The 22,844-nt window shown below is 63.1% G+C and carries 21 protein-coding genes; 11 read left to right on the top strand and 10 right to left on the bottom strand.

Going from position 1 to position 22,844, the window contains the following annotated elements; translation table 11 throughout:
* The first annotated feature begins 15 nt into the window (after positions 1 to 15).
* From recJ to ACE3PR_RS05450, 3 genes are all read left to right on the top strand, one after another.
* Positions 16 to 1,797, top strand: coding sequence for a single-stranded-DNA-specific exonuclease RecJ (recJ, locus tag ACE3PR_RS05460; RefSeq protein WP_374369022.1), 1,782 nt, complete (start codon positions 16 to 18; stop codon positions 1,795 to 1,797).
* A gap of 148 nt (positions 1,798 to 1,945) precedes the next feature.
* Complete coding sequence (locus tag ACE3PR_RS05455) at positions 1,946 to 3,847, top strand: hypothetical protein (protein WP_374369020.1); 1,902 nt, start codon at positions 1,946 to 1,948, stop codon at positions 3,845 to 3,847.
* 2 nt (positions 3,848 to 3,849) lie between these two features.
* Entirely contained in the window at positions 3,850 to 4,905 is a 1,056-nt protein-coding gene (locus ACE3PR_RS05450) for a hypothetical protein (RefSeq protein ID WP_374369018.1), read from the top strand.
* A gap of 71 nt (positions 4,906 to 4,976) precedes the next feature.
* Here the strand turns inward: ACE3PR_RS05450 and ACE3PR_RS05445 are convergent, their stop codons facing one another.
* From ACE3PR_RS05445 to ACE3PR_RS05420, 6 genes are all read right to left on the bottom strand, one after another.
* The gene (locus ACE3PR_RS05445) at positions 4,977 to 5,243 is read right to left on the bottom strand and encodes a hypothetical protein (protein ID WP_374369016.1); all 267 of its coding nucleotides are present in this window, start codon (positions 5,241 to 5,243) and stop codon (positions 4,977 to 4,979) included.
* Positions 5,244 to 5,309: 66 nt separating this feature from the next.
* The gene (locus tag ACE3PR_RS05440; protein ID WP_374369014.1) at positions 5,310 to 5,540 is read right to left on the bottom strand and encodes a hypothetical protein; all 231 of its coding nucleotides are present in this window, start codon (positions 5,538 to 5,540) and stop codon (positions 5,310 to 5,312) included.
* A complete protein-coding gene (locus ACE3PR_RS05435; RefSeq protein WP_374369012.1) occupies positions 5,528 to 6,946 on the bottom strand; it encodes a glutamine synthetase family protein in 1,419 nt (472 codons plus the stop codon). Before ACE3PR_RS05435 ends, ACE3PR_RS05440 begins: the two co-directional genes overlap by 13 nt.
* 76 nt (positions 6,947 to 7,022) lie before the next feature.
* Entirely contained in the window at positions 7,023 to 7,709 is a 687-nt protein-coding gene (locus ACE3PR_RS05430) for a DUF2062 domain-containing protein (protein WP_374369010.1), read from the bottom strand.
* A gap of 142 nt (positions 7,710 to 7,851) precedes the next feature.
* On the bottom strand, positions 7,852 to 8,472 hold the full coding sequence (locus ACE3PR_RS05425; RefSeq protein ID WP_374369008.1) for a GNAT family N-acetyltransferase: 621 nt from the start codon (positions 8,470 to 8,472) through the stop codon (positions 7,852 to 7,854).
* A gap of 12 nt (positions 8,473 to 8,484) precedes the next feature.
* A complete protein-coding gene (locus ACE3PR_RS05420) occupies positions 8,485 to 9,423 on the bottom strand; it encodes a homocysteine S-methyltransferase family protein (RefSeq protein ID WP_374369006.1) in 939 nt (312 codons plus the stop codon).
* A gap of 261 nt (positions 9,424 to 9,684) precedes the next feature.
* On the opposite strand from ACE3PR_RS05420, the gene ACE3PR_RS05415 reads away from it, so the two are divergent.
* From ACE3PR_RS05415 to ACE3PR_RS05405, 3 genes are read left to right on the top strand one after another with little or no spacing between them, the layout of a single operon-like run.
* Positions 9,685 to 10,314 (top strand): TetR/AcrR family transcriptional regulator, encoded by a 630-nt coding sequence (locus ACE3PR_RS05415; RefSeq protein WP_374369004.1) that lies wholly within the window; start codon positions 9,685 to 9,687, stop codon positions 10,312 to 10,314.
* A 38-nt stretch (positions 10,315 to 10,352) separates the two neighbouring features.
* Positions 10,353 to 11,345, top strand: coding sequence for a zinc-dependent alcohol dehydrogenase family protein (locus ACE3PR_RS05410; protein WP_374369002.1), 993 nt, complete (start codon positions 10,353 to 10,355; stop codon positions 11,343 to 11,345).
* A gap of 4 nt (positions 11,346 to 11,349) precedes the next feature.
* Positions 11,350 to 12,963, top strand: a complete 1,614-nt coding sequence (locus tag ACE3PR_RS05405) for an MBL fold metallo-hydrolase RNA specificity domain-containing protein (RefSeq protein WP_374369000.1) — start codon at positions 11,350 to 11,352, stop codon at positions 12,961 to 12,963.
* Between the two features lie 6 nt (positions 12,964 to 12,969).
* Here the strand turns inward: ACE3PR_RS05405 and ACE3PR_RS05400 are convergent, their stop codons facing one another.
* Together ACE3PR_RS05400 and ACE3PR_RS05395 are read right to left on the bottom strand one after the other, a co-directional pair.
* Positions 12,970 to 13,419 carry a host attachment protein gene (locus ACE3PR_RS05400; RefSeq protein ID WP_374368998.1) on the bottom strand — a complete coding sequence of 150 codons (450 nt, stop codon included), beginning with the start codon at positions 13,417 to 13,419 and terminating at the stop codon, positions 12,970 to 12,972.
* A gap of 307 nt (positions 13,420 to 13,726) precedes the next feature.
* Complete coding sequence (locus tag ACE3PR_RS05395; protein WP_374368996.1) at positions 13,727 to 14,209, bottom strand: hypothetical protein; 483 nt, start codon at positions 14,207 to 14,209, stop codon at positions 13,727 to 13,729.
* A 234-nt stretch (positions 14,210 to 14,443) separates the two neighbouring features.
* Here ACE3PR_RS05395 and ACE3PR_RS05390 point away from each other — a divergent pair, with 234 nt between their 5' ends.
* The 3 genes from ACE3PR_RS05390 to ACE3PR_RS05380 are packed head-to-tail and all read left to right on the top strand — an operon-like array spanning position 14,444 to position 17,100.
* A complete protein-coding gene (locus ACE3PR_RS05390) occupies positions 14,444 to 15,082 on the top strand; it encodes a hypothetical protein (RefSeq protein WP_374368994.1) in 639 nt (212 codons plus the stop codon).
* Between the two features lie 12 nt (positions 15,083 to 15,094).
* On the top strand, positions 15,095 to 15,751 hold the full coding sequence (locus ACE3PR_RS05385; RefSeq protein ID WP_374368992.1) for a response regulator: 657 nt from the start codon (positions 15,095 to 15,097) through the stop codon (positions 15,749 to 15,751).
* Positions 15,748 to 17,100, top strand: a complete 1,353-nt coding sequence (locus ACE3PR_RS05380) for an ATP-binding protein (RefSeq protein ID WP_374368990.1) — start codon at positions 15,748 to 15,750, stop codon at positions 17,098 to 17,100. The genes ACE3PR_RS05385 and ACE3PR_RS05380 overlap by 4 nt, the downstream gene beginning before the upstream one ends.
* Before the next feature lie 6 nt (positions 17,101 to 17,106).
* On the opposite strand, the gene ACE3PR_RS05375 is transcribed toward ACE3PR_RS05380, so the two are convergent.
* Together ACE3PR_RS05375 and ACE3PR_RS05370 are read right to left on the bottom strand one after the other, a co-directional pair.
* A complete protein-coding gene (locus ACE3PR_RS05375) occupies positions 17,107 to 18,264 on the bottom strand; it encodes a PLP-dependent aspartate aminotransferase family protein (RefSeq protein ID WP_374368988.1) in 1,158 nt (385 codons plus the stop codon).
* Positions 18,265 to 18,318: 54 nt separating this feature from the next.
* Complete coding sequence (locus tag ACE3PR_RS05370) at positions 18,319 to 19,107, bottom strand: helix-turn-helix domain-containing protein (protein WP_374368986.1); 789 nt, start codon at positions 19,105 to 19,107, stop codon at positions 18,319 to 18,321.
* A gap of 182 nt (positions 19,108 to 19,289) precedes the next feature.
* Here ACE3PR_RS05370 and ACE3PR_RS05365 point away from each other — a divergent pair, with 182 nt between their 5' ends.
* The gene (locus ACE3PR_RS05365) at positions 19,290 to 20,720 is read left to right on the top strand and encodes an aldehyde dehydrogenase family protein (protein WP_374368984.1); all 1,431 of its coding nucleotides are present in this window, start codon (positions 19,290 to 19,292) and stop codon (positions 20,718 to 20,720) included.
* A gap of 392 nt (positions 20,721 to 21,112) precedes the next feature.
* Positions 21,113 to 22,840, top strand: coding sequence for a potassium-transporting ATPase subunit KdpA (kdpA, locus tag ACE3PR_RS05360; protein ID WP_374368982.1), 1,728 nt, complete (start codon positions 21,113 to 21,115; stop codon positions 22,838 to 22,840).
* The last annotated feature ends 4 nt before the right edge of the window (positions 22,841 to 22,844 follow it).

Here is a 22,844-nt window from a genome sequence, read left to right as displayed (position 1 = left end):
GAACTCGGCAGCGCGATGACGGATGGCGATGCCTTTCTGGGCGTCGCGCGTTCGGCTTGCGGCCGGCTCTGGCGCCAGCGCGCCGGTGACGAACGGCTGGGCCTTGCGATCTCGCAGCGTCTGGGCCTCCCCGATCTCATCGGCCAATTGCTGGCGGCGCGCGGGCAGGATCTCGACACCGCCGCCAGCTATCTGGAGCCGCGCCTCCGCGAGCTGATGCCGGACCCGGCCCAGTTCAAGGACATGGACAAGGCCTCGACGCGCCTCGCCGATGCCATTGCCGGGGGCGAGCAGATCGCCATTTTCGGCGATTACGATGTCGACGGTGCCACCTCGACCGCCTTGCTCACCCGCTTCCTCACGCAGGTCGGCGCGAAGGCGCCCATCCTCTATGTCCCCGACCGCATGAAGGAAGGCTATGGCCCCAATGCGGCGGCGATGGCGGTCTTGAAGGAACAGGGGGCTGCCCTCGTCATCACGGTCGATTGCGGCATCACGGCTTTCGCCCCTTTGGAGGCCGCGAAGGAACTCGGCCTCGACGTGCTGGTGGTCGATCATCACGTGGCCGAGCCGCGCCTCCCGGCGGCGATCGCCGTGGTCAATCCCAACCGCCTCGATGAGCCGCAAGGTTACGGCCAATTGGCGGCGGTGGGGGTGGCCTTCATGGTCATCGTCGCGGTCAACCGCGCCTTGCGCCAGCGCGGTTATTACAGCGACAGCCGGCCCGAACCCGATCTCCTGCAATGGCTCGACATCGTGGCACTCGGCACGGTGGCCGATGTGGTGCCCTTGACCGGCATCAACCGTGCCCTGGTGGCGCAGGGTTTGAAGGTGATGGCTGGGCGCAGGAATGCGGGCCTCGTCGCCCTGAGCGATGTCGCGCGCATCACCGAAAAGCCCAGCGCCTATCATGCGGGCTTCCTCCTCGGCCCGCGCGTCAATGCAGGCGGCCGCGTGGGCCGCTCCGATCTCGGCGCGCGTCTCCTCTCGACCGACGATCTCATGGAGGCCAGATCCATCGCGGCCGAACTCGACGCCCTCAACACCGAGCGCCGCGCGATCGAGACCAGCGTGCTGGAAGCCGCCATCGCCGCCGCCGAGGCGCAAGCCGCGGACAGCCCCTATCTCATCTGCGCCAGTGGGCAAGGCTGGCATCCCGGCGTCATCGGCATCGTCGCCGGCCGCCTCAAGGAACGCTATCAGCGCCCGGCTTGCGTCATCGCCCTCGAGAATGGCATCGGCAAGGGCTCCGGCCGTTCGGTCTCGGGGCTCCATCTGGGTAACGCCGTCATCGCTGCGCGCGAGGCCGGCATCATCGAAAAGGGCGGGGGCCATGCCATGGCGGCCGGTTTCGAGGTGGCGGAAGCGCGCCTCCCCGACTTGCAGGCGTTTCTCTCATCGCGCTTTGCCGGCCACATGAACGGCGAAAGCCTCGTGCCCGTGCTCGATCTCGACGCCGCCGTGCAGCCCCGCGCCGCCACCACAGAATTCGTCACGTCGCTCGAACGCATGGGCCCCTTCGGTGCCGGCAATGCCGAACCCCGCTTCGTCATCCCCAATGTACGCCTCGCCTTCGCCGATCTGGTCGGCGGCGCCCATATCCGGTTGCAGATCGAAGGCGCCGACGGTACGCGAATGAAAGCCATCGCCTTCCGCGCCGCCGAGAACGAACTCGGGGCCCTGCTCGTCACCGCCAAAGGCCAACGCCTCCACCTCGCCGGCCACCTCCGCCGCGACACCTGGCAGGGCAGAGACAGCGTCCAACTCATCGTCGAGGACGCGGCATTGGTGGGGTGAGGGGAAAGTTCCCGCCATAAATACGTAAATTGTCGTATCTGGATGGCAAAACAGTCATCATTCGTGCTATAAATGAGAACAAATTGACAACATTCCTTATTTGTGTTATGCTAAAAGCATAATACTTATAGAGGATGAAGATATGAGGATGGATCCTGAAGATCGGCGTTCGACTCATTCGAGCAGCGTCACCGCGAAAAAACCAGCACCCCAGCCACTCGGAAACTGGAGCAACGGAGAATTTCATTTCAATTCGGCAGACGACGAGGTCAGTTGGAGGCGATCTGCCTATCGGCAATCCGTGAATCCCGATGCCTGGCAAAAGCAGGCCCCTGTTGACGACCAATTGCAGGCTACCTTTGAAGCCATGCCCGAATTGGCGGCTGGTCAGTACTTCCGTGGTCCCGACGGGCGTCACCGACAAATCGGCCCAGAGCAGCGCGAAGCAGCGGAGGTTGCCCAGATTCGCCGCAAGGCTTTTGGCGAACTGGCCCGCACCGGCATCACCTGGGCGGAATTAGGTAATTATGGTTCGGAAGAACCTCATCCTGGCGAGGAGGAAGCAATCACCTCGGCGCAATCGAGGACGCCGCTATCGGCGCGGGTCCAGCATGCTCCTGGACCACTAAAGACGCGTGACATGGGGGTATTGCCGGAACCGGAGCATGAGGCCCTCGGTGTTGCGAGGAACCTCAATCTCAATCGAACGGATGTGGCAAAGGCGTGGAGCCTGCCGTCGAGCACAGATTCACAGGTTCCCCCGGCGCTTGTAGCCAACAGCGGCAAACTGAGCCCCGGTGGCTTGCCGAAGGGCGTAATCTTGGCGCCTATAATTCCTTATGGCAGGCGTATCCCGCCGAATTTCCGGGAGCGCTATGATTTCAATCGCAGGCTGGTCGGTGTGCTAATTGTCGGAAGCCCAGCGCGGCCGGTACCAAGCAAAGTGGCAAGTAAGCCGGAGCCCGTTGCACCCCCTTCATTTCCGGCTCCCTCAGTTCCGAAGCTTCGATTCAACTCTATCAAGCCCGTATCGAACGGGTCGGCTACTCCTTTGTCGGCTGATCCCGAATTTGATGTTGCAAATCCACTTTTCAACTGGCGCCGTGATGGCGGTGAAGCGCCGGCGCCGGCCGAATTTGCTGTCCATGTGGCCAGCGATGAAGGTCGCTTCTCGTATCTCGAGGACATGAAGGACGAATGGTCACGGTTGCTTAGGAGCAATCCGGAAGCGGTCGTCCGGAACATGGTGAGTGAAGTTGAAAAGCTCTCGGTGGCTGCGCAACGGGACTTCCTGGCCAGCTATCACCGAGCACCAAATGCAGTTGAGATCGCACAGATCAACGACGCCGTGGAACAGATCGTCTTCGCCCCGGCGGAGCGTTGGTTTGAAGGCAAACGGCACCTCGGTGGTGAACCTGAGTCGAAATTTTATGTCGGCTTCGTCGAACCCGTCACATTGCCTGGGGAGGGTATTGCTCAAGTCTTTTCCCAGGTTGCGCAGGAGATCGCGCAAGAAACAGATAAGAAAACCGGCGGCCGGCCGGGTAATGATGAAAATAGAGGCGTCATAACAGAGATGGTGCAGAAGCTGGCCGCAGCAATTCGGGCATGTGGCGGCGATGTTACGGGGAAATTCTATGGTGCAGAAGAGAAGTTTATCCACAGCGATAAAGGTACTGTTTTAGGCGGAAGTTACCCAGACGCCTTTCTGCCCTTTACGCTCAACGGACGCTCCTTAGGTTTTTTCGCCAATCAGACTTCCACATATGCTGACGGATCCACGCTGAAGCCAAACGAAGCGAACCAAATCCGGAAGCTAATTCCAAACATTGCGCATGCCATGAAGGAGGGTAAATTAGAAATCGAAGCAGCCGGTATTGGTCATTTCCCCAAACGACGGCCAAATCAGTCCATGGAAGACTACCTTAAGAATTTGGATGATTTCATCTCCAAGATGATCAACTGCAAGCGTCCGTTCTTGATTGAGGTGAAAGTTGAAAAAATTGGAGAAAAGGCAGTCAAAGACCTTGCAAACGATAATAAAAAATAGAGATGTCAGGTGGTGATGCGGATATGAATGACAATCGGCGCCAGCGCATTGCAGAAGCTCTTGATCTGCTCGATACGGGTCTGCAGCATCTCGGTGAGGTTCAGGTGATGCTGAAGGACGAACCTAGAGCACGTCGCCGTCGGCTGCGGAGCGGCGCTGTTATCTGCCTTGACGATGTCGCGGCATATTCCTGCTTATTGAAGCAGGAGTTTCCGGACCTCGTCTACTTCTTCGCGAATTACAAGACGGGCACGCCGACGCCAAGCAAATTTGCGAACGACGTACCGATCCGGCTCTTCGCCTCGCTGGAAGAAGCCGTCAAGGCGGCGCTGGATGTCGAGGCGGCACGGCCAGCCTATAACGGCCCCGACTTCAATCGACCGGATGTGTTCGTGCGTTGGCCCTGGCCGGAAGAGTTGGCCTCCGGCGATCCGGAGCGGCTCATCGGCAGTCGGGAGTTTCCGGACGAAGTCTTCGATCTCGCTTTGCAGTATCGCGATCTCGGGCGCTGGTTCTCCTTCCGCTATAGAACCAAAGCCTACCTGGATCCTAGATTGCCGGACAGAGATTATGCTGCACCGGTCTCGGAGATCAGCAAGCTCTCGCCCGAGGCTTATCCCGACTTCAAAGTCCTGCGCAATATCGAAAGCGAATTCTTCGCTCTCTATGATCTCAATGATACCGAGACCATGGCATTCGCCAAGCGGGCGCACGCGCTGTGGCGACGGACAATTACAAAAAATGTCGCACTCTATGATCCGACCACGCGCGGCATTGCCGTCTTCGACCAGAAGAACTGGACCCGCTCCGTCCCGATGGAGCCAGGCCCGATCTCTCGTGCGCTCCGCGTGACGCCGCGTTTCACAGGCGATATGTCGGCGCCAGATCCGGAAAAGTGGGTTCATCGCTGGTCGATCGGCAAGCAGGCTTTGGCAGGGGCACTGGAGACACCACCGCGTTATGTCAACTTTGCCTTCACACCGGCGGACGGTAAATCGGAAGGGCCAGCGCTGACGATAGGCCCAAGGCCGGTGTCACGGCGCCGCAAGGATGGATGATCACAGGCTCCGCAAAGATTGCGTCGTAGGTCACATCGCCGAGGGCTTGCCGCTGGCGGGGGAGGAGTTCTTTATGATGTCTCTGTCCCCTCCCAGTCATGGTCTTCAATGCCGTACTCAAATTTAGCTTGTGCCTTGGCTGCATCGACCGTCTTGTGCCATGTGTCGGCGAGACAGACGTCTTTCCGGTCCAGGCGGAACAACAATACGCCTTCTTCGCCTTCCCCTTCGACTATCTCGACAGAATAGGGCGGTGACACCGTTGTCGATTCGGAGCCGGCTGCCAGATGCTTAGTTCTTCCGGTTACCTCAGACACCTTGGCGCGTAAGCGAATCATTCCCTTCTCCAATGCATTGATCGACGCATGTCAGGTTGACGAAAGCTTCAATCGCTTTGCGGCAGCTCACGGAGCATCCAGGCCGGCAAGACGACGGCGCGCCAGATGGTCAGAGGAGCGCGCAATCGACCGTTCATGATAATACTGATTGACCAGTAAATCAGGCGAAGGCCGGCGGCTGCGCAGCATCGGGATGACGAATTTGAAGCGCAGCACGCGATAGGCTTTGCTGCGCTGGCGGCTGCTCCTGTGTTTGCTCTTGTGCGCGGGGCGGTGCCGCGCCGTCAAAGATACCACGCATATTCCCGGGGGCTGATCGCGTCGTGGAACTTCTCCAGCTCCGCGCGCCGCGCATCGACATAGAGGTCGAGGCATTCCGGGTTGATGTATTGAGGGAGGATCTTCGCCTTCGCCAGCCTCTCCAAAGCAGCCGCGAATTTGAACGGGATCCTGGGGTCGGCGGGCCTTGCGAAATCGCCTTTCGCCGCCGGGGCGCCGGGATCGAGCTTGTTTTCGAGGCCGTAGGCGATGCCGGCCAGGATCGCCGCCATGACGAGATAGGGATTGGCATCCGCACCGGCGACGCGGTGCTCGATGCGCCGGGCCTTCGGTCCGCCCGCAGGAATGCGGAAGGCGACCGTGCGGTTGTTGTAGCCCCATTCCGTGCTCATCGGCACATTGGCGCCCGGCACATAGCGGCGGCTGGCATTCGGGTTGGCGCCGAAGATCGCCATCGCTTCCGCCATGGTCGCCTGCAAGCCGCCGATGGCGTGTTTCAGCATCGCCTCGCCCTTGGCCCCGGTCTCGCCGAAGAGATTCTTCCCAGCCTTGTCGACCAGGCTCACATGCACATGCATGCCGCTCCCTGCCGCGTTGAGGAAGGGCTTCGACATGAAGCTCGCATCATAACCGAGGGCGCGCGCACTCCCTTTGACGCAGCGTTTCAGCAGCACGGCGTTGTCGCAGGCCGCGACCGCATCGGGCTGGTGTTTCAGATTGATCTCGAACTGGCCCGGCGAATATTCGGTGATCGCGGCCGAGGCCGGGATGCCTTGCGCCTCGGCATGGGCCGCCGTCTTGCGGATGAAAACCGCATAGGCGTCGAGATCGTCCATGCTGTAAGGCTGCTTCGATTCCTCGACGCGGCCGGTCTGCGGGTTCTTGGGTGGCAAAGGTGTCCCCAGGGCATCGCGCTGGGGATCGAGCAGATAGAATTCCAGCTCGACCGCCACCATTGGCGTGACGCCGAGTTTCTCCAGTCGCGCCAATGTGCCCTGGAGTGCTGCGCGCGGGCAGAATTTGGACGGGTTGCCGGCATTGCTTTCGCCGGGCAGATGCGGGTCGTGCATCTGCAGGAGCACCTGCGCCATCGGCTGGTCGGCCCAGGGAATGGGGGCAAGGCGCCCCGGGATCGGATAGGCCGTGCCGTCGGGATCGCCCAGCGCTTCCGAGCGTCCGCCGGGATCGAGATCGTCGCCGGTGGGATCGAGGAAGAGGAGACAGCGCGGCATCTCGACGCCGCTCTCCCATAATTTCCGTGCCTCCTGGACCGGAAAGCGCTTGCCGCGCAGGAAGCCGTTGAGGTCATGGACGAAGACGTCCACTTCCCGTGTCTTCGGATAGCGCTTCAGAAAGGCGTCGAATTCGCTGGCGCCGCTCTTGGGCTCGCGCTTGGGTTTCTGGGCGGCCGGCTTCCTGGCCATGATGATCTTCCCCCGCATGTGTTCGGGGAGAACCTATCCAGCGCCCCGGATCAAATCAAGGCGGCCGGGGGAGGGCTCAGGGCACCGATTTTGCACCGGGCTCGGGATGATGGTGCCGCCGCGGCCCAAAACCATGGCGATGCTCGTGCCCGTGATGCTCACGATGGCCGTGGCGGCGGGCCATGCGCTCGGCCCGGGCATGACGGTGGGCGCGCACGAATTTGAGGCTGTAGCGATAGCCGAGAAAGGCGGTGAGGGCGGCCCAGGGCAGTGAGCCCAGCCACATGGCGGCACCCCAATCCAGCACCAGGACCTTGCTCATGATGACCACTTCCTGCCACAGCGTAAGATCCGGGCTGAAGGCGCCGGACCAGATCCCGGCAAAGCGGTCATAGCCCGAGAGATCGCCCCAATGGCCCATCATCACCTGGCCGGTGAGATAGAAGAGGTAATAGGTCGGCACCAAAGTGAAGGCATTGGTGACCCAGGTCCAGGCAAGGCCCAGGAGCAGACTGAAATCCCAATTGAAGATCCGCCGCGCGATGATCCAGCTCACGAAGACCAGGGGCATCTGGATGCCGATGGTCGGCGTGAAGGCCCAGGCAAGGCCGATCATCGTGCCGCGCGCGGCATGTTCGGGGCTGTGATGCGAACGCATCATCGGAATGGCGAGGCGGAAGCGCAGCATACGTGCGAGGCGTTGCCAGAATCCGGCGCGGCGATGTCGCCGATGACGGCTTGATCTGTCGGCGGAACTTGCCATCTCGAATACGCTTCCTGTCCAAATCCCGTGCCCAAACTGCTGGGCCACGGAAATGTGGCGACAAGCGCCGGCTGGCGCAAGTGGACAGAAGGGCGCATTCGATGACGACTGGATGACAGAAGGAATATGTGCGGCCGGTTTTCTAAAGCTTCTTGGTGAGCAATCGCCAGTTCTGCCCGGGGCCGTCCCAGCCTTGTTTCACCATCGGTCGCGTGGCTTTTTCATGAAACCCGAAGGCGGCATAAAGCGCCTGGGCGGGGTGGTTGGCATCGGACACGATGATGCTGAGCTCCGCGCGACCATTGGCGCGGCCACGCCGCTCGGCTGCTTCCAACAGCATCCGCCCGAGGCCGAGGCGCCGCCAGAGTGGCTTCACGGCGAGGATGTTGACGTACCACGACCCGCAGACAAGGTTTTCGAGTTCATTGAGCGGCACGATGAGCGCCGGTGTCTCGGCCGTGATCGGATCGGGTTCGTCGCCCAGCGCATAATCGATGATGCCGCCGGCGACGCTGCCGTCCAGCTCGGCCATCTCGGCGCGGGTATAGGAATAGCCGCCGGTCAGGCGTTGTGCCCGCTGCCGGCCGAGCGCCTGTGGATCCTCGCTTGGTTGCGCCATCTGCCGCCACAAGGCGAGCGGCAGGCCGTCGCCGGCGGCGATGGTGAGGGCAACGATGTCGTCGGCATCGTCCGGTGTCGCCGGCCGCAGCGACAGGAGCTGCGGCCGGGGCCTGGCTTGTTGCGCCATCGCGGCAAATCGCATCACGAATCTCCCTTACGCCGCGCAAGCATGGGCGATGTGTTCGATATGCCGGTGGTCGGTGCCGCAGCAACCGCCCAGCACATTCGCGCGCGGCAGCAGGCGGCGGAGTTCGCGGTATTGCGCCGCCAGCTCCTGCGGGTTGCCGGGATCGAGCTCGGTCGCGGCATCAAGCTCGGCATGGCTTTTTGCCGAGGCATTGGCCCGCACGCCGCCGATGCGCTCTATCCAGCCGCCCTTGCCGAGGCGCTGCTGGAAATGCGTCGGATGGGCGCAATTGATCATGTAATAGGCGGGGTAGCCGCCGGTCGCCGTATCGGTGGCGGTGATGGCGTTCTCCAGCGAATCGCCGCTCGGCAGGTTGCCGTCGGTCTCGACCGTGAACGAGATCACCACCGGCATCTTCACCGCCTTGGCGGCGCGGGCGATGCCGATCGCTTCCGGAATGTTGGTCATGGTGACGGCGCTCACCATGTCGCATTCGGAATCGGCGAAGGCGATGGCCTGCCGGGCGTGATAGGTTTCCGCCTCACGCTCCGACATCGCCGCCCCGGCCACATAGCCGTCGCCGCGCGGGCCGATGACGCCCGACAGCACGACCGGTTTCCCGGCATTGGCAAGATTGGCGCGGAGATCGGCGATGAAGGTGACGGCATCGCGGTTGACGCGGTCGAGCGCCGTCTGGTCGTAGCCGACCTTCGCACCCCAATCGGTATTGGCCCGCCAGGTGGCGGTATCCAGGATGAAACCGAGGCCGTTCTGCGCGGCGATCTTCATATAGCGGGCGAAATAGGCCCGCAGCGTGTCACGCCCCTTGGTGGTGTCGAGCAGCGGAAAGGCGGCGAAGCAGGGCAGGTCCAGCCCGTCGTGAAACACCAGGGTGGTCTCGAGGCCGCCGTCGGCGAGGTAGATGCCATCCTTCATCTGCGGCAGGTTTTGACGATATTGGCTCATGGTTCCGGTCTCTTCCCAATTTGTTAACAAAGCTGGCCGTTGGCGGCCTGTTGTGCGGTGTGATCTATCGGCGAGGGCGCCCCTGGCGCTAGTGAACGCGTGGTATGGTCGGCGCCGATGCCGTAAACTGCATCGCCTGGGCGGTTGGCGCTGTGAAGCGCTTCACAAATGCCGCCGCCGGTATCTGGCAAGGTGGAAAAACTGTACCGCGGGTACAGTCGCCAACCATGTGAAAGACATCGTGGAGGATGGAGCCGGGCCATGGGCAAGGGATTGGAAACGCGCGAGCGCCTGCTCGACATCGCCGAGGCGGCGATCCTGCAGAAGGGATTCGGCGGCACCTCGATCGAGGAATTGATCGCCGAGGCCGGGATCACCAAGAGCGGGTTCTTCTATCACTTCCGCGACAAGAACCGGTTGGCGCATTCGCTGCTGGAACGTCACCTCGCCCAGGACGAGCGCATCCTCAACCAGATTTTCGGCCGTGCCCGCGACCTTACCGACGATCCCTTGCACACCTTCCTGGTCGGCCTGAAGCTGCTGGCGGAAATGATGGCCGATCTCCCGGACGGGCATCCGGGCTGTCTGGTCACCACCTATTGCTATAACGAGCGCCTGTTCGACCAGGAGATCCGCGATCTCAACCGCCAGGCGGTGCTGTCTTGGCGCGTGCGCTTCCGCGGCATGATCGACGACATCCATACCCGCTACGCGCCGCGCGAGGAAATCGATCCCCAGCATCTTGCCGATATGGTCGCAACCGTGATCGAGGGCGGCATCGTCATGTCGAAGGTGCTTAAGGATCCGGCGATTTTGCCGCAGCAGATCCTGATGCTGCGCAGCTTCATCCGCCTGCTATACTTGGCTGGTGGCGAACGCGACAACGAATAGCCTTCGCCCCGAAAGATTCACGCGCTGAGGGGCGGTTCATGCGAGCCATGCAATTGCATCGATGCGGCGAGTTGCTGCGTGCGGTATCGCTCGATCTGCCGGATCCGTCGCCCGGTCAGATCCGGATCGCCATCGAAGCCTGCGGTGTCTGCCGGACGGATCTTCATGTCGTCGACGGCGAGCTTCCGCGGGCGCCTCTCCCAATCATTCCCGGTCACGAAGTGGTGGGCCGCGTGTCGGCGCTGGGCGCTGGCGTCGCGGGCTTTGCCATCGGCGAGCGCGTCGGCGTGCCCTGGCTGGGCTGGACCTGCGGGCAATGCGCCTATTGCCGCGGCGGGCAGGAGAACCTCTGCCGCGCGGCGCGCTTCACCGGCTATACGCTGGATGGCGGCTATGCCGATGCGATGCTGGCCGATGCGCGCTATTGTTTCAAACTCGATCCCCGCCTCGATGCAGCACACGCAGCCCCCTTGCTCTGCGCGGGGCTGATCGGCTATCGCGCCCTGCGTCTTGCCGGCGAGGGACGCCGCATCGGGCTTTATGGTTTCGGTGCCGCCGCGCATATCCTCACGCAAGTGCTGCGCTGGCAGGGGCGCGAGACCTTCGCCTTTACCCGGCCCGATGACAGGGCTGCGCAGGATCTCGCGCGCGATCTCGGGGCTTCCTGGGTGGGTGCCGCTGAAGAACGCCCGCCGGTAGAACTCGATGCTGCGATTCTCTTTGCCCCGGTGGGTGCGCATGTGCCCCTGGCGCTGCAGGCGGTGCGGCCCGGCGGCATCGTGGTCTGCGCCGGCATCCATATGAGCGACATACCGGGCTTTCCATATAGATTACTGTGGGAAGAACGCCAGATCCGCTCGGTCGCCAATCTCACGCGCCAGGACGCCGAGGAATTCCTGGCACTGGTTCCTCAGGCGGGAATTGAAACCACCATCGAGCGGCATTCCCTTGGCGAGGCAAATGTGGCACTGGATCGTCTGCGCCGCGGTGCCGTCACGGGTGCCGCCGTCCTGATTCCCGAAGGAGCATGAGTAGATGACGACCAATTTGGGTTTCTTCGGCGCCGCCGGCACGGTGACCGGTTCGATGTTCGTGCTGGAAACCCCCAAGGCGCGCATCCTGGTCGAGTGCGGCATGTTCCAGGGGCCCAAGACGCTGAAGGAACTGAACTACCGCCCGTTCCCCTTTGATGCGCGGAAGTTCGACGCGGTGCTGCTGACCCATGCGCATATCGATCATTCGGGATTGCTGCCGAAACTGGTCCGGGCCGGCTATCGGGGACCCATCTACACCACCATGGGAACCGAGGAATTGCTGGATTGGATGCTGCCCGATTCCGCGCAGATCCAGGAAAGCGAAGTCGGCCAGCTCAACCGCCGCCGTCGGCGCTTCGGCGAGGACGAGGTCGAGCCGATCTATACCGAGATTGATGCCGCGCGCACGCTGAAACAAATCCGCGGCCTCACCTACGACGTCTGGCGCGAGGTGGCGCCGGGCATGAAAGCGCGCTGGTGGAATGCCGGGCATATCCTGGGATCGGGCTCGATCGAGCTGGAGGTCGAGACGGGAAATGCCGCGCAGCCGCTCTTGAAAATCCTTTTCTCCGGCGATCTCGGCCCCAGGAATCCGGCCTTGCAGGAAAGTCCGCAGGCACCCCAGGGCGTCGATTATCTCGTCATGGAATCGACCTATGGCGATCGCGACCGCATCGATCTCGACGATGATGGACGTCAGGGTGTGCTGCTGGCGGAGATGCAGGCGGCGATCGCGGCCGGCGGCAATATCATCATCCCGGCTTTCGCCGTCGAGCGCTCGCAGGAATTGCTCTCCGACATCATCACGCTGATGGCGCGGGACAAGCTGCCGCGCCTTCCAGTTTATCTCGATTCACCGCTCGCCACGCGGGCGACCGAGGTTTTCGAGCGGCACGCGCATCTTCTTGATGTCGCCCCCGTCGGAGAAAGTCCGTTTCGCGCGCCCAACATCCATTTCACCGCCTCGGCCGAGCAATCGCAGCAATTGAACCGCATCGCCGGGGGCATCGTCATCATCTCGGCTTCGGGCATGTGCGAGGCAGGGCGCATCCGGCATCACCTCCGCCACAATATCTGGCGGCCGGATGCCACTGTGCTGCTGTCCGGCTTTCAGGCGCGCGGCACCCTGGGCCGGCTGTTGGAGGATGGCGCCGACCGGGTTCGGATCATGGGTGAGGAATTGGCGGTGAAGGCGCGCATCCGCCGCCTCGACATCTATTCCGGCCATGCCGACCGTGCCGATCTTCTCGCCTGGGCGCAGGCGCGCCTTCCGGTGCACAAGGGCATTTTCCTCACCCATGGCGAGCCGGAAGCCCTGGCTGGCCTGGCACGCGGACTTGGCGAGATGGAGGGTGTCGATGCCGAACGTCTCTTCGTGCCGGCCCTCGATCAGCGCTATCAGCTCGACCGTGCCGACGGACCATTGCTCATCGCGGGCGACGCACCGGCACGGCTGGTCAATAGCGGTGCCGAAGCCTTGCGCCAGGGCTGGGACTGGCACAACGAGTTGTCGGTGCTCAATCTCGATCTCCATCGCCGCCTGCAGGGCATGGAGAACGACAAGGCGCGCCTCAAGCTCATTCGCGACCTGGAAAAGGTGATCGGCGCGAAATAGCGGTGCTCAGCCTTGCAGATGCTCGGCGACGAGCGCCCCGAGTTTCGCGATCTCGGTCTTGGTGAAATCCTTGTCGATCTCGGCCTTGATGCGCTTCAGCATCATCGGCGGGATGACGCGCCGTAGATGGCCGAGGGCTCTCGGCGGTGCCGCCAGGATGATTTCGTCGCAGCGCCCGGCATCGATTGCCGCGTTCACGCTGGTAGCGACCTTGTCCAGAAAGCGTTCTTCCTCCTGGTCATGGGCATCCGCCCGCGGCGAAAAGGCGGCGCCACCGCTGCCGGCGCTGGGTTGCATGCGGCCGGCCTTGTCTGTGCGGATCGCGCGACTGGGCGCACCGTCCCGCGCGAAAGCGAGATCCGCTTCGGCTTCCGCCTGCCGCGTGGCACCGAAATAGCGATAAATCTGCGCACGCTGGCCGTCGGCGACCAGCAACCAGATGGTTTTAGGCTTCATGGTCCGTCCTTTGCACTGGGATCATGGCATTCTGCACCCTTTTGACGAGGATGCCATGGTTTATCGAGCCAGCGACCAAGGGCCGCTGGCCGTTCAGCCTCAGGCTTGTGGATTTTCTAAGATTTTCCGCCGGGGCGGTGACAGGGGGGTAGGGCCTCAGGCCCCGCATTGTTCCGGTTCCGGCCGGGCGATGCAATCCAAACGCCTCACTGGCGCAGAAGGGACACAGGCCCGGTCAGTGGACCGGGCCTGTTCGTTCGGCCAGCGCGCTTAAATCACCAATGCGCCTAAATCAGGCGCGCTTAAATCAATTGTCGCCGGTGCCCTGGTCGGGTGTGCCGTCATCGTCGCCAGCCACAGGCGGGACGACCGGCGGGGCTACCGGCGGGGTGCTGGCCGGGACGTCGCCGCTGCCCTGATCGGGGGTGCCGTCATCGTCCCCGGATTCACCGCTGTCTCCGGATTCGCCGCTGTCATCCCCGCTCTCGCCGCGCTCGCCGCTGTCATCACTGCCGCCATGTTCGCCGCTGTCGTCGCTGCCGCCATGCTCGCCGCCATCGCTGTCTCCACCCCCACCCCCTTCGCTGCCGCCATCACCGCCATCACCGCCGCCGCCACCTTCGCCGCCCTCTCCACCATCGGCCTGGGCGGTGGCGATATCGACCTGGCCCATGACCAGGCGATCGTATTTGACCGGCATCGCGGCCAGAGCCGCGACCAGGGCGAGGCCCGCAACGCTGCTGAGCAATAGCTGCCGGGGCGATGCGAAATGGCCGTTTTGTTCGTTCATGATGTTTCCTCCTGCAAGAAACTGGCGCCGGGGGTCTCGGGGCGCTGTCGGTGCCGACCCATCGCCGGCTGAGGGGTACTTTAGGGACGGCAAGCTGAATCCTGCCTTATCGTCAATTTAAGCTTGGCTTAAGCTAGGCTGGCGTCATCTAAGGCGATGTTCCCGGCCATGCCGCCGAGACCTGGCCGAAGGCAACGCCGTAGCCTCACCACCAACTGCGCAGATCTCGATACCGTGCCGTCAAATCTCATCCAGCGACCCTCGATCCTGCCGGCGCGGCCGCGGATAGCGCTTGCGGTGATGGCCTGCGCCTTCGGCATGGCGCATTCGGCTCGGGCGGGGGATTGCGCTGGTGGCACGCCCGGCGGGGCCGCCGGCACCGCCGCGCTCTATGGCGAATTGGCCAGCAGCGTCAGCGCCGAACCCCTGGCCGTCGCCATCGCCCAGCGCACGATCGGCGGGACCTGCACCTGGGTTTACGAGGTGCGCGTGCTGACCGTCAGCGGCAGCGTGGCGGTACTGGATTTCGATCTGGTGGATCTCGATCTCAAGCGCGTGATAGGGCCGCAATCGGATCCGGAGATTGCCACTTTGAGGGCACGACTCTCCGACCGGGACGGTGGAGGGGAAGCGGAGCCAGATGCGGCCGAGAGCGATTCCGGCGACGACAATGGCAATGATGATGGCAACGACAATTCCGGTGACAGCGGCGACGGCGGCGACGGCGGTGACGGCGGCGGCGAAGGTGGCGAGGGTGGTGGCGATAGCGGCGGCAGCGGCGGCGGGAATAGTGGGAGCGGTGGCGAAGGTGGTGGCGACGGTGGCGGTAGCGACGGCGGTGGTGAAGGCGGCGAAGGGGGTGGCGATGATTGAGGGGGAAGTCGCATGCGCCTGCTGATCGTCGAAGATGACCGGGATATCCAGCGCCAGCTTGCTGGTTCGTTGCAGGCTGCCGGTTATGTTGTCGATATCGCCGGAGATGGCGAAGACGGCCATCATCTGGGTGCCACGGAATCCTATGATGCCATCGTTCTCGACCTCGGCCTGCCGCAACTCGACGGCTTGTCGGTTCTCGAAAAATGGCGCAAACAGGGCATTGCGACCCCAGTGCTGATTTTGACCGCGCGCGATTCCTGGACCGAGAAGGTGAAGGGCCTGCGCAGCGGCGCCGACGATTACGTGGTGAAGCCGTTCCAGATGGAGGAGATCGTCGCCCGCATCGAGGCGCTCATCCGCCGCGCCAAGGGGGTTGCCAGCTCGGTTGTCACCATTGGGCCTCTGACGCTGGATACCGCGCAAGGGTTGGTCTATCGGGATGGGCGGCCGGTGATCATGACGCCGCTGGAATATCGCCTCACTGCCTATCTCATGATGCGACGCGGCGCTGTCATCTCGAAGACGGAGATCACGGAACATATCTACGACCAGAGTTTCGACCGCGACAGCAATGTGGTCGAAGTGCTGATCAACCGCCTGCGCAAGAAGCTGGGCACCGAGACCATCGAGACGCGGCGCGGCCAGGGTTATGTGCTGGCGCTATGACGAACTGGTTCGGCACACTCTTCCCGCAATCGCTGAAGCTGCGCTTGATGGCGGCGGCGGCGCTCTGGGCGCTTCCTGTGCTGGTCCTTGCCGGTCTGCTGCTGCATTGGGCTTTTCTGATCCATCTCGAAGGGCAGATCGATGCCGCGCTTGCCGCCAATCAGCGCGAATTGCTGGCGGCGAGCCGGATCGACGATCAGGGCGCGCTACAACTGGCCTATATTCCCGCCGATCCCCGGTTCTCCCGGCCGCTCAGTGGCTGGTACTGGCAAGTGGCGCAGAAGGGCCTGGTGGTGCAGCAATCGCTTTCCGCCGGTCCTTTGGGGCCGGGTGCCCTGCCTTTGCTCACGCAGATGGATGGGATTATCGAAACAGCCGGGCCGGGAGATCGCGAATTGCGGGTCTTTACCAGCCATGTCGTGCTGCCGGGTGCCGATACGCCGGTCACTTTCGTGGTGGCTGCACCGTGTGACGAGATCGACGCCGATCTCAATCAATTCAGCCTGCACATCCTGGTGACGTTTCTGGTGCTGGGCGTGGCATTTCTCATCGCCATCTATCTGCAGGTTGGATTCGGCCTGCGGCCACTGGCCGCGCTCCGGCGCGAGATTGCGGCCATCCGCAGCGGCCGGGCCGAGCGGTTGACGGAGAAGTTCCCCGACGAGATTGCCCCGGTGGGTGAGGAAGTGAACGCCCTCATCGATCACAACCGACAGCTTCTGGAACGCGCCCGCAACGAGGCCGGCAATCTCGCCCATGCACTCAAGAATCCCCTTTCCGTTCTCGCTCAGGAAATCACCACACTGCCTGAATCGCAGCGCATGATTCTGGGCCAGCAAGTGGAGAACGTCACCGCCCAGGTCGAACGTATCCTGAAGCGCATCCGCACTGCAGGTCCTTCGGCGGCGGGTCATGCACGGGCGCCGCTCAAAGGCATCTGCGACGACCTTGTCTTCTCGCTGGACGTGATCTACCGCGAGCGCGGATTGTCGATGACGACGGATGTGGCGCCCGATCTTGCCTTTGCCGGCGACGCGGAGGATCTCGCCGAGATGATCGGCAATCTTGCCGACAATGCCTGCAAATGGGCTGTCTCGCGCATGAGGATGTCAGCGGTGCGGAATGGCCAGCGCCTGCGGATCGTGATCGAGGATGACGGGCCGGGTATCTCGCCGGATGCGCGCGCGGCGGTGCTGACGCGCGGTCAGCGCCTTGATGAACGCATGCCGGGATCGGGCCTGGGACTCGACATCGTGCGCGAGATCGCCACGCTTTATCGCGGCAGTCTCACCCTCAAGGACAGCGCGCTCGGCGGCTTGCGCGTGGAACTCGACCTGCCCGCCGCCTGATACCCCTCAGTTGATCGCACGCTGCAAGGCCCGGTCGAGATCGGCGAAGAGATCGCCCGGATGTTCGAGTCCGACCGAGAGGCGCAGCAAATCGCCCGGCACCGGACTGTCGGGACCTTCGATGCTGGCACGGTGCTCGATCAGGCTCTCGGTGCCGCCGAGCGAGGTGGCACGCTGCCAAAGTTCAACTTGCGCGGCGACGGCCTTGGCGGCATTTGTCCCCGCCTTGACGCGAACCGACAGCATGCCGCCGAAACCGCCTTGCATCTGCCTGGTGGCGATCGCATGGCCGGGAAAGTCCGGCAGGCCTGGATAGAGCACCTCAGCGATTGCCGGATGCGCTGCCAATCGCTGCGCGAGTTCGAGAGCGGTCGCCGCCTGCTGCCGGACGCGCGGGAACAGCGAGCGCATGCCACGGAGCAGCAGCCAGGCCTCGACCGAGCCGATGATGGCGCCCAGGGTGTAGCGCACGGCAACAATGCGTTCCCAATCGGCATCGGTGGTCTTGGTGATGAGCGCGCCGGCGCAGATGTCGGAATGGCCGTTCAAATACTTGGTGGCGGAATGCATCACCAGATCGGCACCGAGCGAGAGCGGCTGCGTGAAGACCGGCGTTGCCACGGTGGAATCGACGGCGAGGCGCGCGCCGGCCTGATGCGCAAGTGCTGCGCAGGCGGCAATGTCGGTGACCGACCAGAGAGGATTGCCCGGCGTTTCGATCCAGACCAGCCGCGTGCGGCCCGGCCGCAAGGCAGCCTTGAGGGCGGCAAGATCGCTCATGTCGACCAGGTCGACATCGAGGCCCCATTCGCTGGCATAGCCGATGAGCCAATTGCGCAGCGACCAATACATCATCTTGGGGGCAATCACATGATCGCCGGGCTTCAACGCCATGAAGACGGATGTCGCGGCCGCCATGCCTGAGGCGAACAACAGTGCCGCGGCACCGCCTTCCAGTTTTGTCAGCATGGCTTCGGCCTGGTCGAAGGCCGGGTTCTCGTCGCGGATATAGGCGCGCTCGGTGCCGTAACCGGGCGTACGCAGATAGGTACTGGACATGTGGATGGGCGGTGCCACGGCACCCGTCTGAGGATCGATCCAGCCCAAAGCCTGAGCCGCCAGCGTTTCCGTGTGCCAGGGCGCCGGCCGGGTCTTGTCCATCATGCTGCTCTCCGCCATCGGCTGCCGGAAATCGGCAGGTCCGCGCGGCAGAGTGCGTCAGGATTCGGCGACGGCGCAACCGAATTGGCGCAGGCCGGCAAGATCCGAGATCGTGACGGCGCGGCCGTTGAGTTCGACGCCGTGCTGGCGCAACTGGCCTATGACGCGGGAAAGATTCTCCGGCGTCATGCCGAGATGGCTGGCGAGGGTCCGGCGGTCTTCGGCCAGGATGAAGCGGATCGGGCCGCCGGCATGGGGCTGCGGGCTGGATCCTGCGCATTCGGCCAGATAGGCGGCCAGACGCTGCGGGGCCGAGCGCAGCTTTTGATCTTCCAGCCGGCGCAGGAACAGGCGCCAATGCTGGGTCAGCAGCGCGACGGCACCACGGCAGAGGCCCTGTTCGCCATCCACCAGATCGCGGATGGCGGGTTCCGGCAGCCAGGCGATGCGGCAGGCCTCGATGGTGCGCGCGCTCACCGGATGCACACCGCCGAGGAGAGCTGAGGGATCGAGCAGACCTTCCTGGGGGCTGAGGATTTCAAGAATGCAGGTGCGGTGATCCGGCGTGCTGCCGAGAAGTGCCACCCGGCCCTCCAGCAGGATATGGAGCGCATCGGCCGTCTCGCCCTGGTGAAAGACCGGCGCATCGCGCCCGGTCGACAGAATCTGGAATGCGGGCAGCAGCCGCTCGAAGGCCGCGACCGGCAGCCCGGCGAGCAGCGGCATTTGCCGCAGGCGCGCCCGGTCGAAGCCGGACAAGGGCGGCGTGGTCTCAAGGCCGGTCCTGGACGGCCGTTCCCGGTAAACGCGCGACCGGCCCGCATGGGTGCTGACATCTACAGACAAGGCAATACCTCCCTGGATGAGGCATTCTACCCAGCTACGAGTCAGGGTATTTTGACCTGAATCAAATGGCCGAATGACGCGTTTTGAGGCGCAAGAGGGTGATTTTTGCCGGATTCTGATGACCTTGGCCGCGGCTTGCGTTAAGCCTGCCGCATTCTCAACCCGACAGTTTGGATCTGATCATGCCGAATGCGCTCAAATTCTATATCAACGGGGCCTGGGTCGACCCGGTGAAACCGGCGAGTCTCGAGGTCATCAACCCCGCGACCGAGGAAGCCTTTACCCGGATTTCCATGGGTAGTGCGGCCGATGTCGACCGGGCCGTGGCGGCGGCCAAGGCGGCCTTCCCGGCCTTTTCGCGCACCGACAAGGCCGAGCGCCTGGCGTTCCTGAAGCAGATCCTGAAATGCTATCACGCGCGCGTGGGCGACATCGCCGCCGCGGTCTCGGCCGAAATGGGGGCCCCCATCGACATGGCGCGGGATTCCCAGGCCTGGATGGGCATCGCCCATCTCGAGGCGACGATCAAGGCGCTGGAGGCTTTCGAATTCGAAGAGCAGCGCGGTCAGACCCGCGTGGTGCGCGAGGGAATCGGCGTGGTCGGCCTGATCACGCCCTGGAACTGGCCCCTGAACCAGATCGTCGCCAAGGTGGCGCCGGCCTTGGCTGCCGGCTGCACCATGGTCTTGAAGCCCAGCGAAGTGGCACCGATCAACGCCCTCATCTTCGCCGAGGTCATGCATGACGCGGGCGTCCCCGCCGGTGTCTTCAACCTCATCAATGGCGACGGTCCGTCGGTGGGCCAGGTCATGGCCGCCCATCCCGATATCGACATGATGTCCTTCACCGGCTCGACCCGCGCCGGCATCATCGTCGCGAAGACCGCCGCCGACACGGTGAAGCGCGTCAGCCAGGAACTGGGCGGCAAATCGCCCAACATCATCCTGCCCGATGCCGATTTCGAAACCGCGGTCACCAAGGGTGTCCAGGGCTGCTTCGGCAATAGCGGCCAATCCTGCAACGCACCCACCCGCATGCTGGTGCCGCTCGCCCGTCACGACGAGGCTTTGGGCATTGCGAAGAAAGCGGCCGAGGCGCACAAGGTCGGCGATCCCAATTCATCCGATTCCATGCTGGGCCCGGTGGTGAGCGAGATCCAGTTCAACAAGATCCAGCATCTCATTGAGACCGGCATCAAGGAAGGCGCCACGCTGGTCGCGGGCGGCACCGGCCGGCCGGAGGGCCTCAACCGCGGCTATTACGTTCGCCCGACCGTCTTCGGCAATGTGACGCCGGACATGACCATCGCCCGCGAAGAGATCTTCGGGCCGGTCCTCGCCATCATGCCCTACGAGACCGAGGCCCAGGCGATCGAGATCGCCAATGACACGGTCTATGGCCTCGCCGCCTATGTGCAATCGAAGGATCTGGCGCATGCGCGCAAAGTCGCCCGTGAGCTCCGCGCCGGCCAGGTCAAGATCAACTACCCTGCCTGGGACGCCTTCGCGCCGTTCGGTGGCTATAAACAATCCGGCAACGGCCGCGAATACGCCGATTGGGGCATCCACGATTTCCTGGAAGTGAAGGGAATCTGCGGTTACGGCGAGGAATAAGGCCTGTTCGCAGTCGTTTGGGGGATTTCCAAGGCGGCGGCTTAGAAAGCCGCCGCCTTCTTTTTTTTATGCCTTCTTTATTTTTTCCCGGCAAAGCCGTCTCGAATTTTTACGCCATAAGGCCGTATCTCCATAGCGTGCCAACGACACGATGGCCGACCACACCTTGGCCAGCGAAACGACGGGATGCGTTATGGTGGATATTTTTTATACGGCGGTCGCGGCGGGCTTGTTTATAGCCGCCTGCTTCTACGCCCGTGCTTGCACACATATTTGAAGGAATCGGTTCGATGAGCCTCGATTTCCTCCTGGGCGGCGCGGCTGTCGTGCTGCTCCTCGGCTATATGACCTTCGCGGTCATCTGGCCCGAAAAACTCTGATCCGGTGATGAAATGACTGCCAACGGCCTTCTGCAGATCGCCTTGTTCTGCGTCGTGATCATGGCTCTCACCAAGCCGCTGGGCGCTTATATGACGCGCCTCTTCGCTGGTGAGGCTGTTTTCCTTTCTCCCTTCCTGCGTCCGGTTGAGCGGCTGATCTATCGCCTCTGCGCCATCAATCACCGCGAGGATCAGCACTGGTCGGTCTATGCCATTGCCATGATCCTCTTCAACGGCGCCGGCTTTGTCCTGCTCTATGCCCTGCTGCGGTTCCAGGATCTGCTGCCGCTCAACCCGCAGGGCTTCGGCGCGGTTCCCGCCGATCTCGGTCTCAACACCGCCATCTCCTTCGTGACCAACACGAACTGGCAGAATTACGGCGGCGAGACGACGATGAGCTATCTCACCCAGATGCTGGGTCTGACCGTGCAGAATTTCCTGTCGGCGGCGACCGGCATCGCGCTGGCCGTGGCGTTGATCCGCGGCTTCGCGCGCCGGTCGGTGAGCGGCATCGGCAATTTCTGGGTCGATTTGACCCGCTGCACGCTTTACCTCCTGTTGCCGCTCTCCTTCGTCATGGCGCTCTTCCTGGTGACGCAGGGCATGCCGCAGAATCTCGCTGCCTATGTCGATGCCACGACGCTGGAAGGGGCTCATCAGACGATCGCGCAAGGTCCCGTGGCCTCGCAGGTCGCCATCAAGATGCTGGGCACCAATGGCGGCGGCTTCTTCAACGCCAATGCGGCGCATCCCTATGAGAACCCGAACGCCCTCTCCAATTTCGTGCAGATGGTGGCGATCTTCGCCATCGGCGCGGGCCTCACCAATGTCTTCGGCCGCATGGTCGGCAACCAGCGCCAGGGCTGGGCGATCTTCTCGGCCATGGGTGTCCTGTTCCTGCTCGGAATCGGCATCTGCTATTGGGCCGAAGCCCAGGGCAATCCGGCCTTTGCCGCATTGAACGTGGACCAATCGGCCGGCCTCTTGCAAAGCGGCGGCAACATGGAAGGGAAGGAGGTTCGCTTCGGTATCGCCAATTCGTCGCTCTTCGCCGTGATCACGACAGCGGCCTCCTGCGGTGCCGTCAACGCGATGCATGACAGCTTCACGGCCTTGGGCGGCATGATCCCCATGATCAACATGCTGCTGGGCGAAGTCATCATCGGCGGTGTCGGCGCCGGCCTCTACGGCATGCTGCTGTTCTGCATCCTGGCGGTCTTCATTGCCGGCCTGATGGTCGGCCGCACGCCGGAATATGTCGGCAAGAAGATCGAGGCCCGGGAAGTCAAGATGACGATCCTCGCCATTCTTTGTCTGCCGCTCGTCATCCTCGGCTTCACGGCGCTTGCGACCGTCCTGCCTGACGCCTTGAAGAGCGTTCAGGACGGCGGGCCGCACGGCTTCTCGGAGATTCTCTATCTCTATACCTCCAGCGCCGCCAATAACGGCAGTGCCTTCGGCGGCTTCACCGGCAACACGCCCTTCTACAATGTGACCGGCGCCATCGCGATGTTCATCGGCCGCTTCTTCGTCATTCTGCCGATGCTGGCCATTGCCGGGTCGCTCGCGGCCAAGAAGACCGCGCCGGCCAGCGTCGGCACGTTTCCGACCGACGGCTTCCTGTTTATCGCGCTGCTGGTCGGCGTGGTGCTGATCGTCGGCGGCCTTACCTATTTCCCGGCCCTCGCTCTGGGCCCGGTGGTCGAGCATCTGATGATGCAATCCGGCCAGCTGTTCTAAGGAA

This window comes from Dongia sp. (assembly GCF_041909655.1).
GTDB lineage: Bacteria > Pseudomonadota > Alphaproteobacteria > Dongiales > Dongiaceae > Dongia.
This window is presented reverse-complemented; position numbering and strand designations above follow the sequence as displayed.

Coding starts and splice junctions, on each gene's coding strand:
- recJ (WP_374369022.1), top strand. CDS start 16: ATGACGGATGGCGATGCCTTTCTGGGCGTCGCGCGTTCGGCTTGCGGC.
- ACE3PR_RS05455 (WP_374369020.1), top strand. CDS start 1,946: ATGGATCCTGAAGATCGGCGTTCGACTCATTCGAGCAGCGTCACCGCG.
- ACE3PR_RS05450 (WP_374369018.1), top strand. CDS start 3,850: ATGTCAGGTGGTGATGCGGATATGAATGACAATCGGCGCCAGCGCATT.
- ACE3PR_RS05445 (WP_374369016.1), bottom strand. CDS start 5,243: ATGATTCGCTTACGCGCCAAGGTGTCTGAGGTAACCGGAAGAACTAAG.
- ACE3PR_RS05435 (WP_374369012.1), bottom strand. CDS start 6,946: ATGGCCAGGAAGCCGGCCGCCCAGAAACCCAAGCGCGAGCCCAAGAGC.
- ACE3PR_RS05430 (WP_374369010.1), bottom strand. CDS start 7,709: ATGGCAAGTTCCGCCGACAGATCAAGCCGTCATCGGCGACATCGCCGC.
- ACE3PR_RS05425 (WP_374369008.1), bottom strand. CDS start 8,472: ATGCGATTTGCCGCGATGGCGCAACAAGCCAGGCCCCGGCCGCAGCTC.
- ACE3PR_RS05420 (WP_374369006.1), bottom strand. CDS start 9,423: ATGAGCCAATATCGTCAAAACCTGCCGCAGATGAAGGATGGCATCTAC.
- ACE3PR_RS05415 (WP_374369004.1), top strand. CDS start 9,685: ATGGGCAAGGGATTGGAAACGCGCGAGCGCCTGCTCGACATCGCCGAG.
- ACE3PR_RS05410 (WP_374369002.1), top strand. CDS start 10,353: ATGCGAGCCATGCAATTGCATCGATGCGGCGAGTTGCTGCGTGCGGTA.
- ACE3PR_RS05405 (WP_374369000.1), top strand. CDS start 11,350: ATGACGACCAATTTGGGTTTCTTCGGCGCCGCCGGCACGGTGACCGGT.
- ACE3PR_RS05400 (WP_374368998.1), bottom strand. CDS start 13,419: ATGAAGCCTAAAACCATCTGGTTGCTGGTCGCCGACGGCCAGCGTGCG.
- ACE3PR_RS05395 (WP_374368996.1), bottom strand. CDS start 14,209: ATGAACGAACAAAACGGCCATTTCGCATCGCCCCGGCAGCTATTGCTC.
- ACE3PR_RS05385 (WP_374368992.1), top strand. CDS start 15,095: ATGCGCCTGCTGATCGTCGAAGATGACCGGGATATCCAGCGCCAGCTT.
- ACE3PR_RS05380 (WP_374368990.1), top strand. CDS start 15,748: ATGACGAACTGGTTCGGCACACTCTTCCCGCAATCGCTGAAGCTGCGC.
- ACE3PR_RS05375 (WP_374368988.1), bottom strand. CDS start 18,264: ATGATGGACAAGACCCGGCCGGCGCCCTGGCACACGGAAACGCTGGCG.
- ACE3PR_RS05365 (WP_374368984.1), top strand. CDS start 19,290: ATGCCGAATGCGCTCAAATTCTATATCAACGGGGCCTGGGTCGACCCG.
- kdpA (WP_374368982.1), top strand. CDS start 21,113: ATGACTGCCAACGGCCTTCTGCAGATCGCCTTGTTCTGCGTCGTGATC.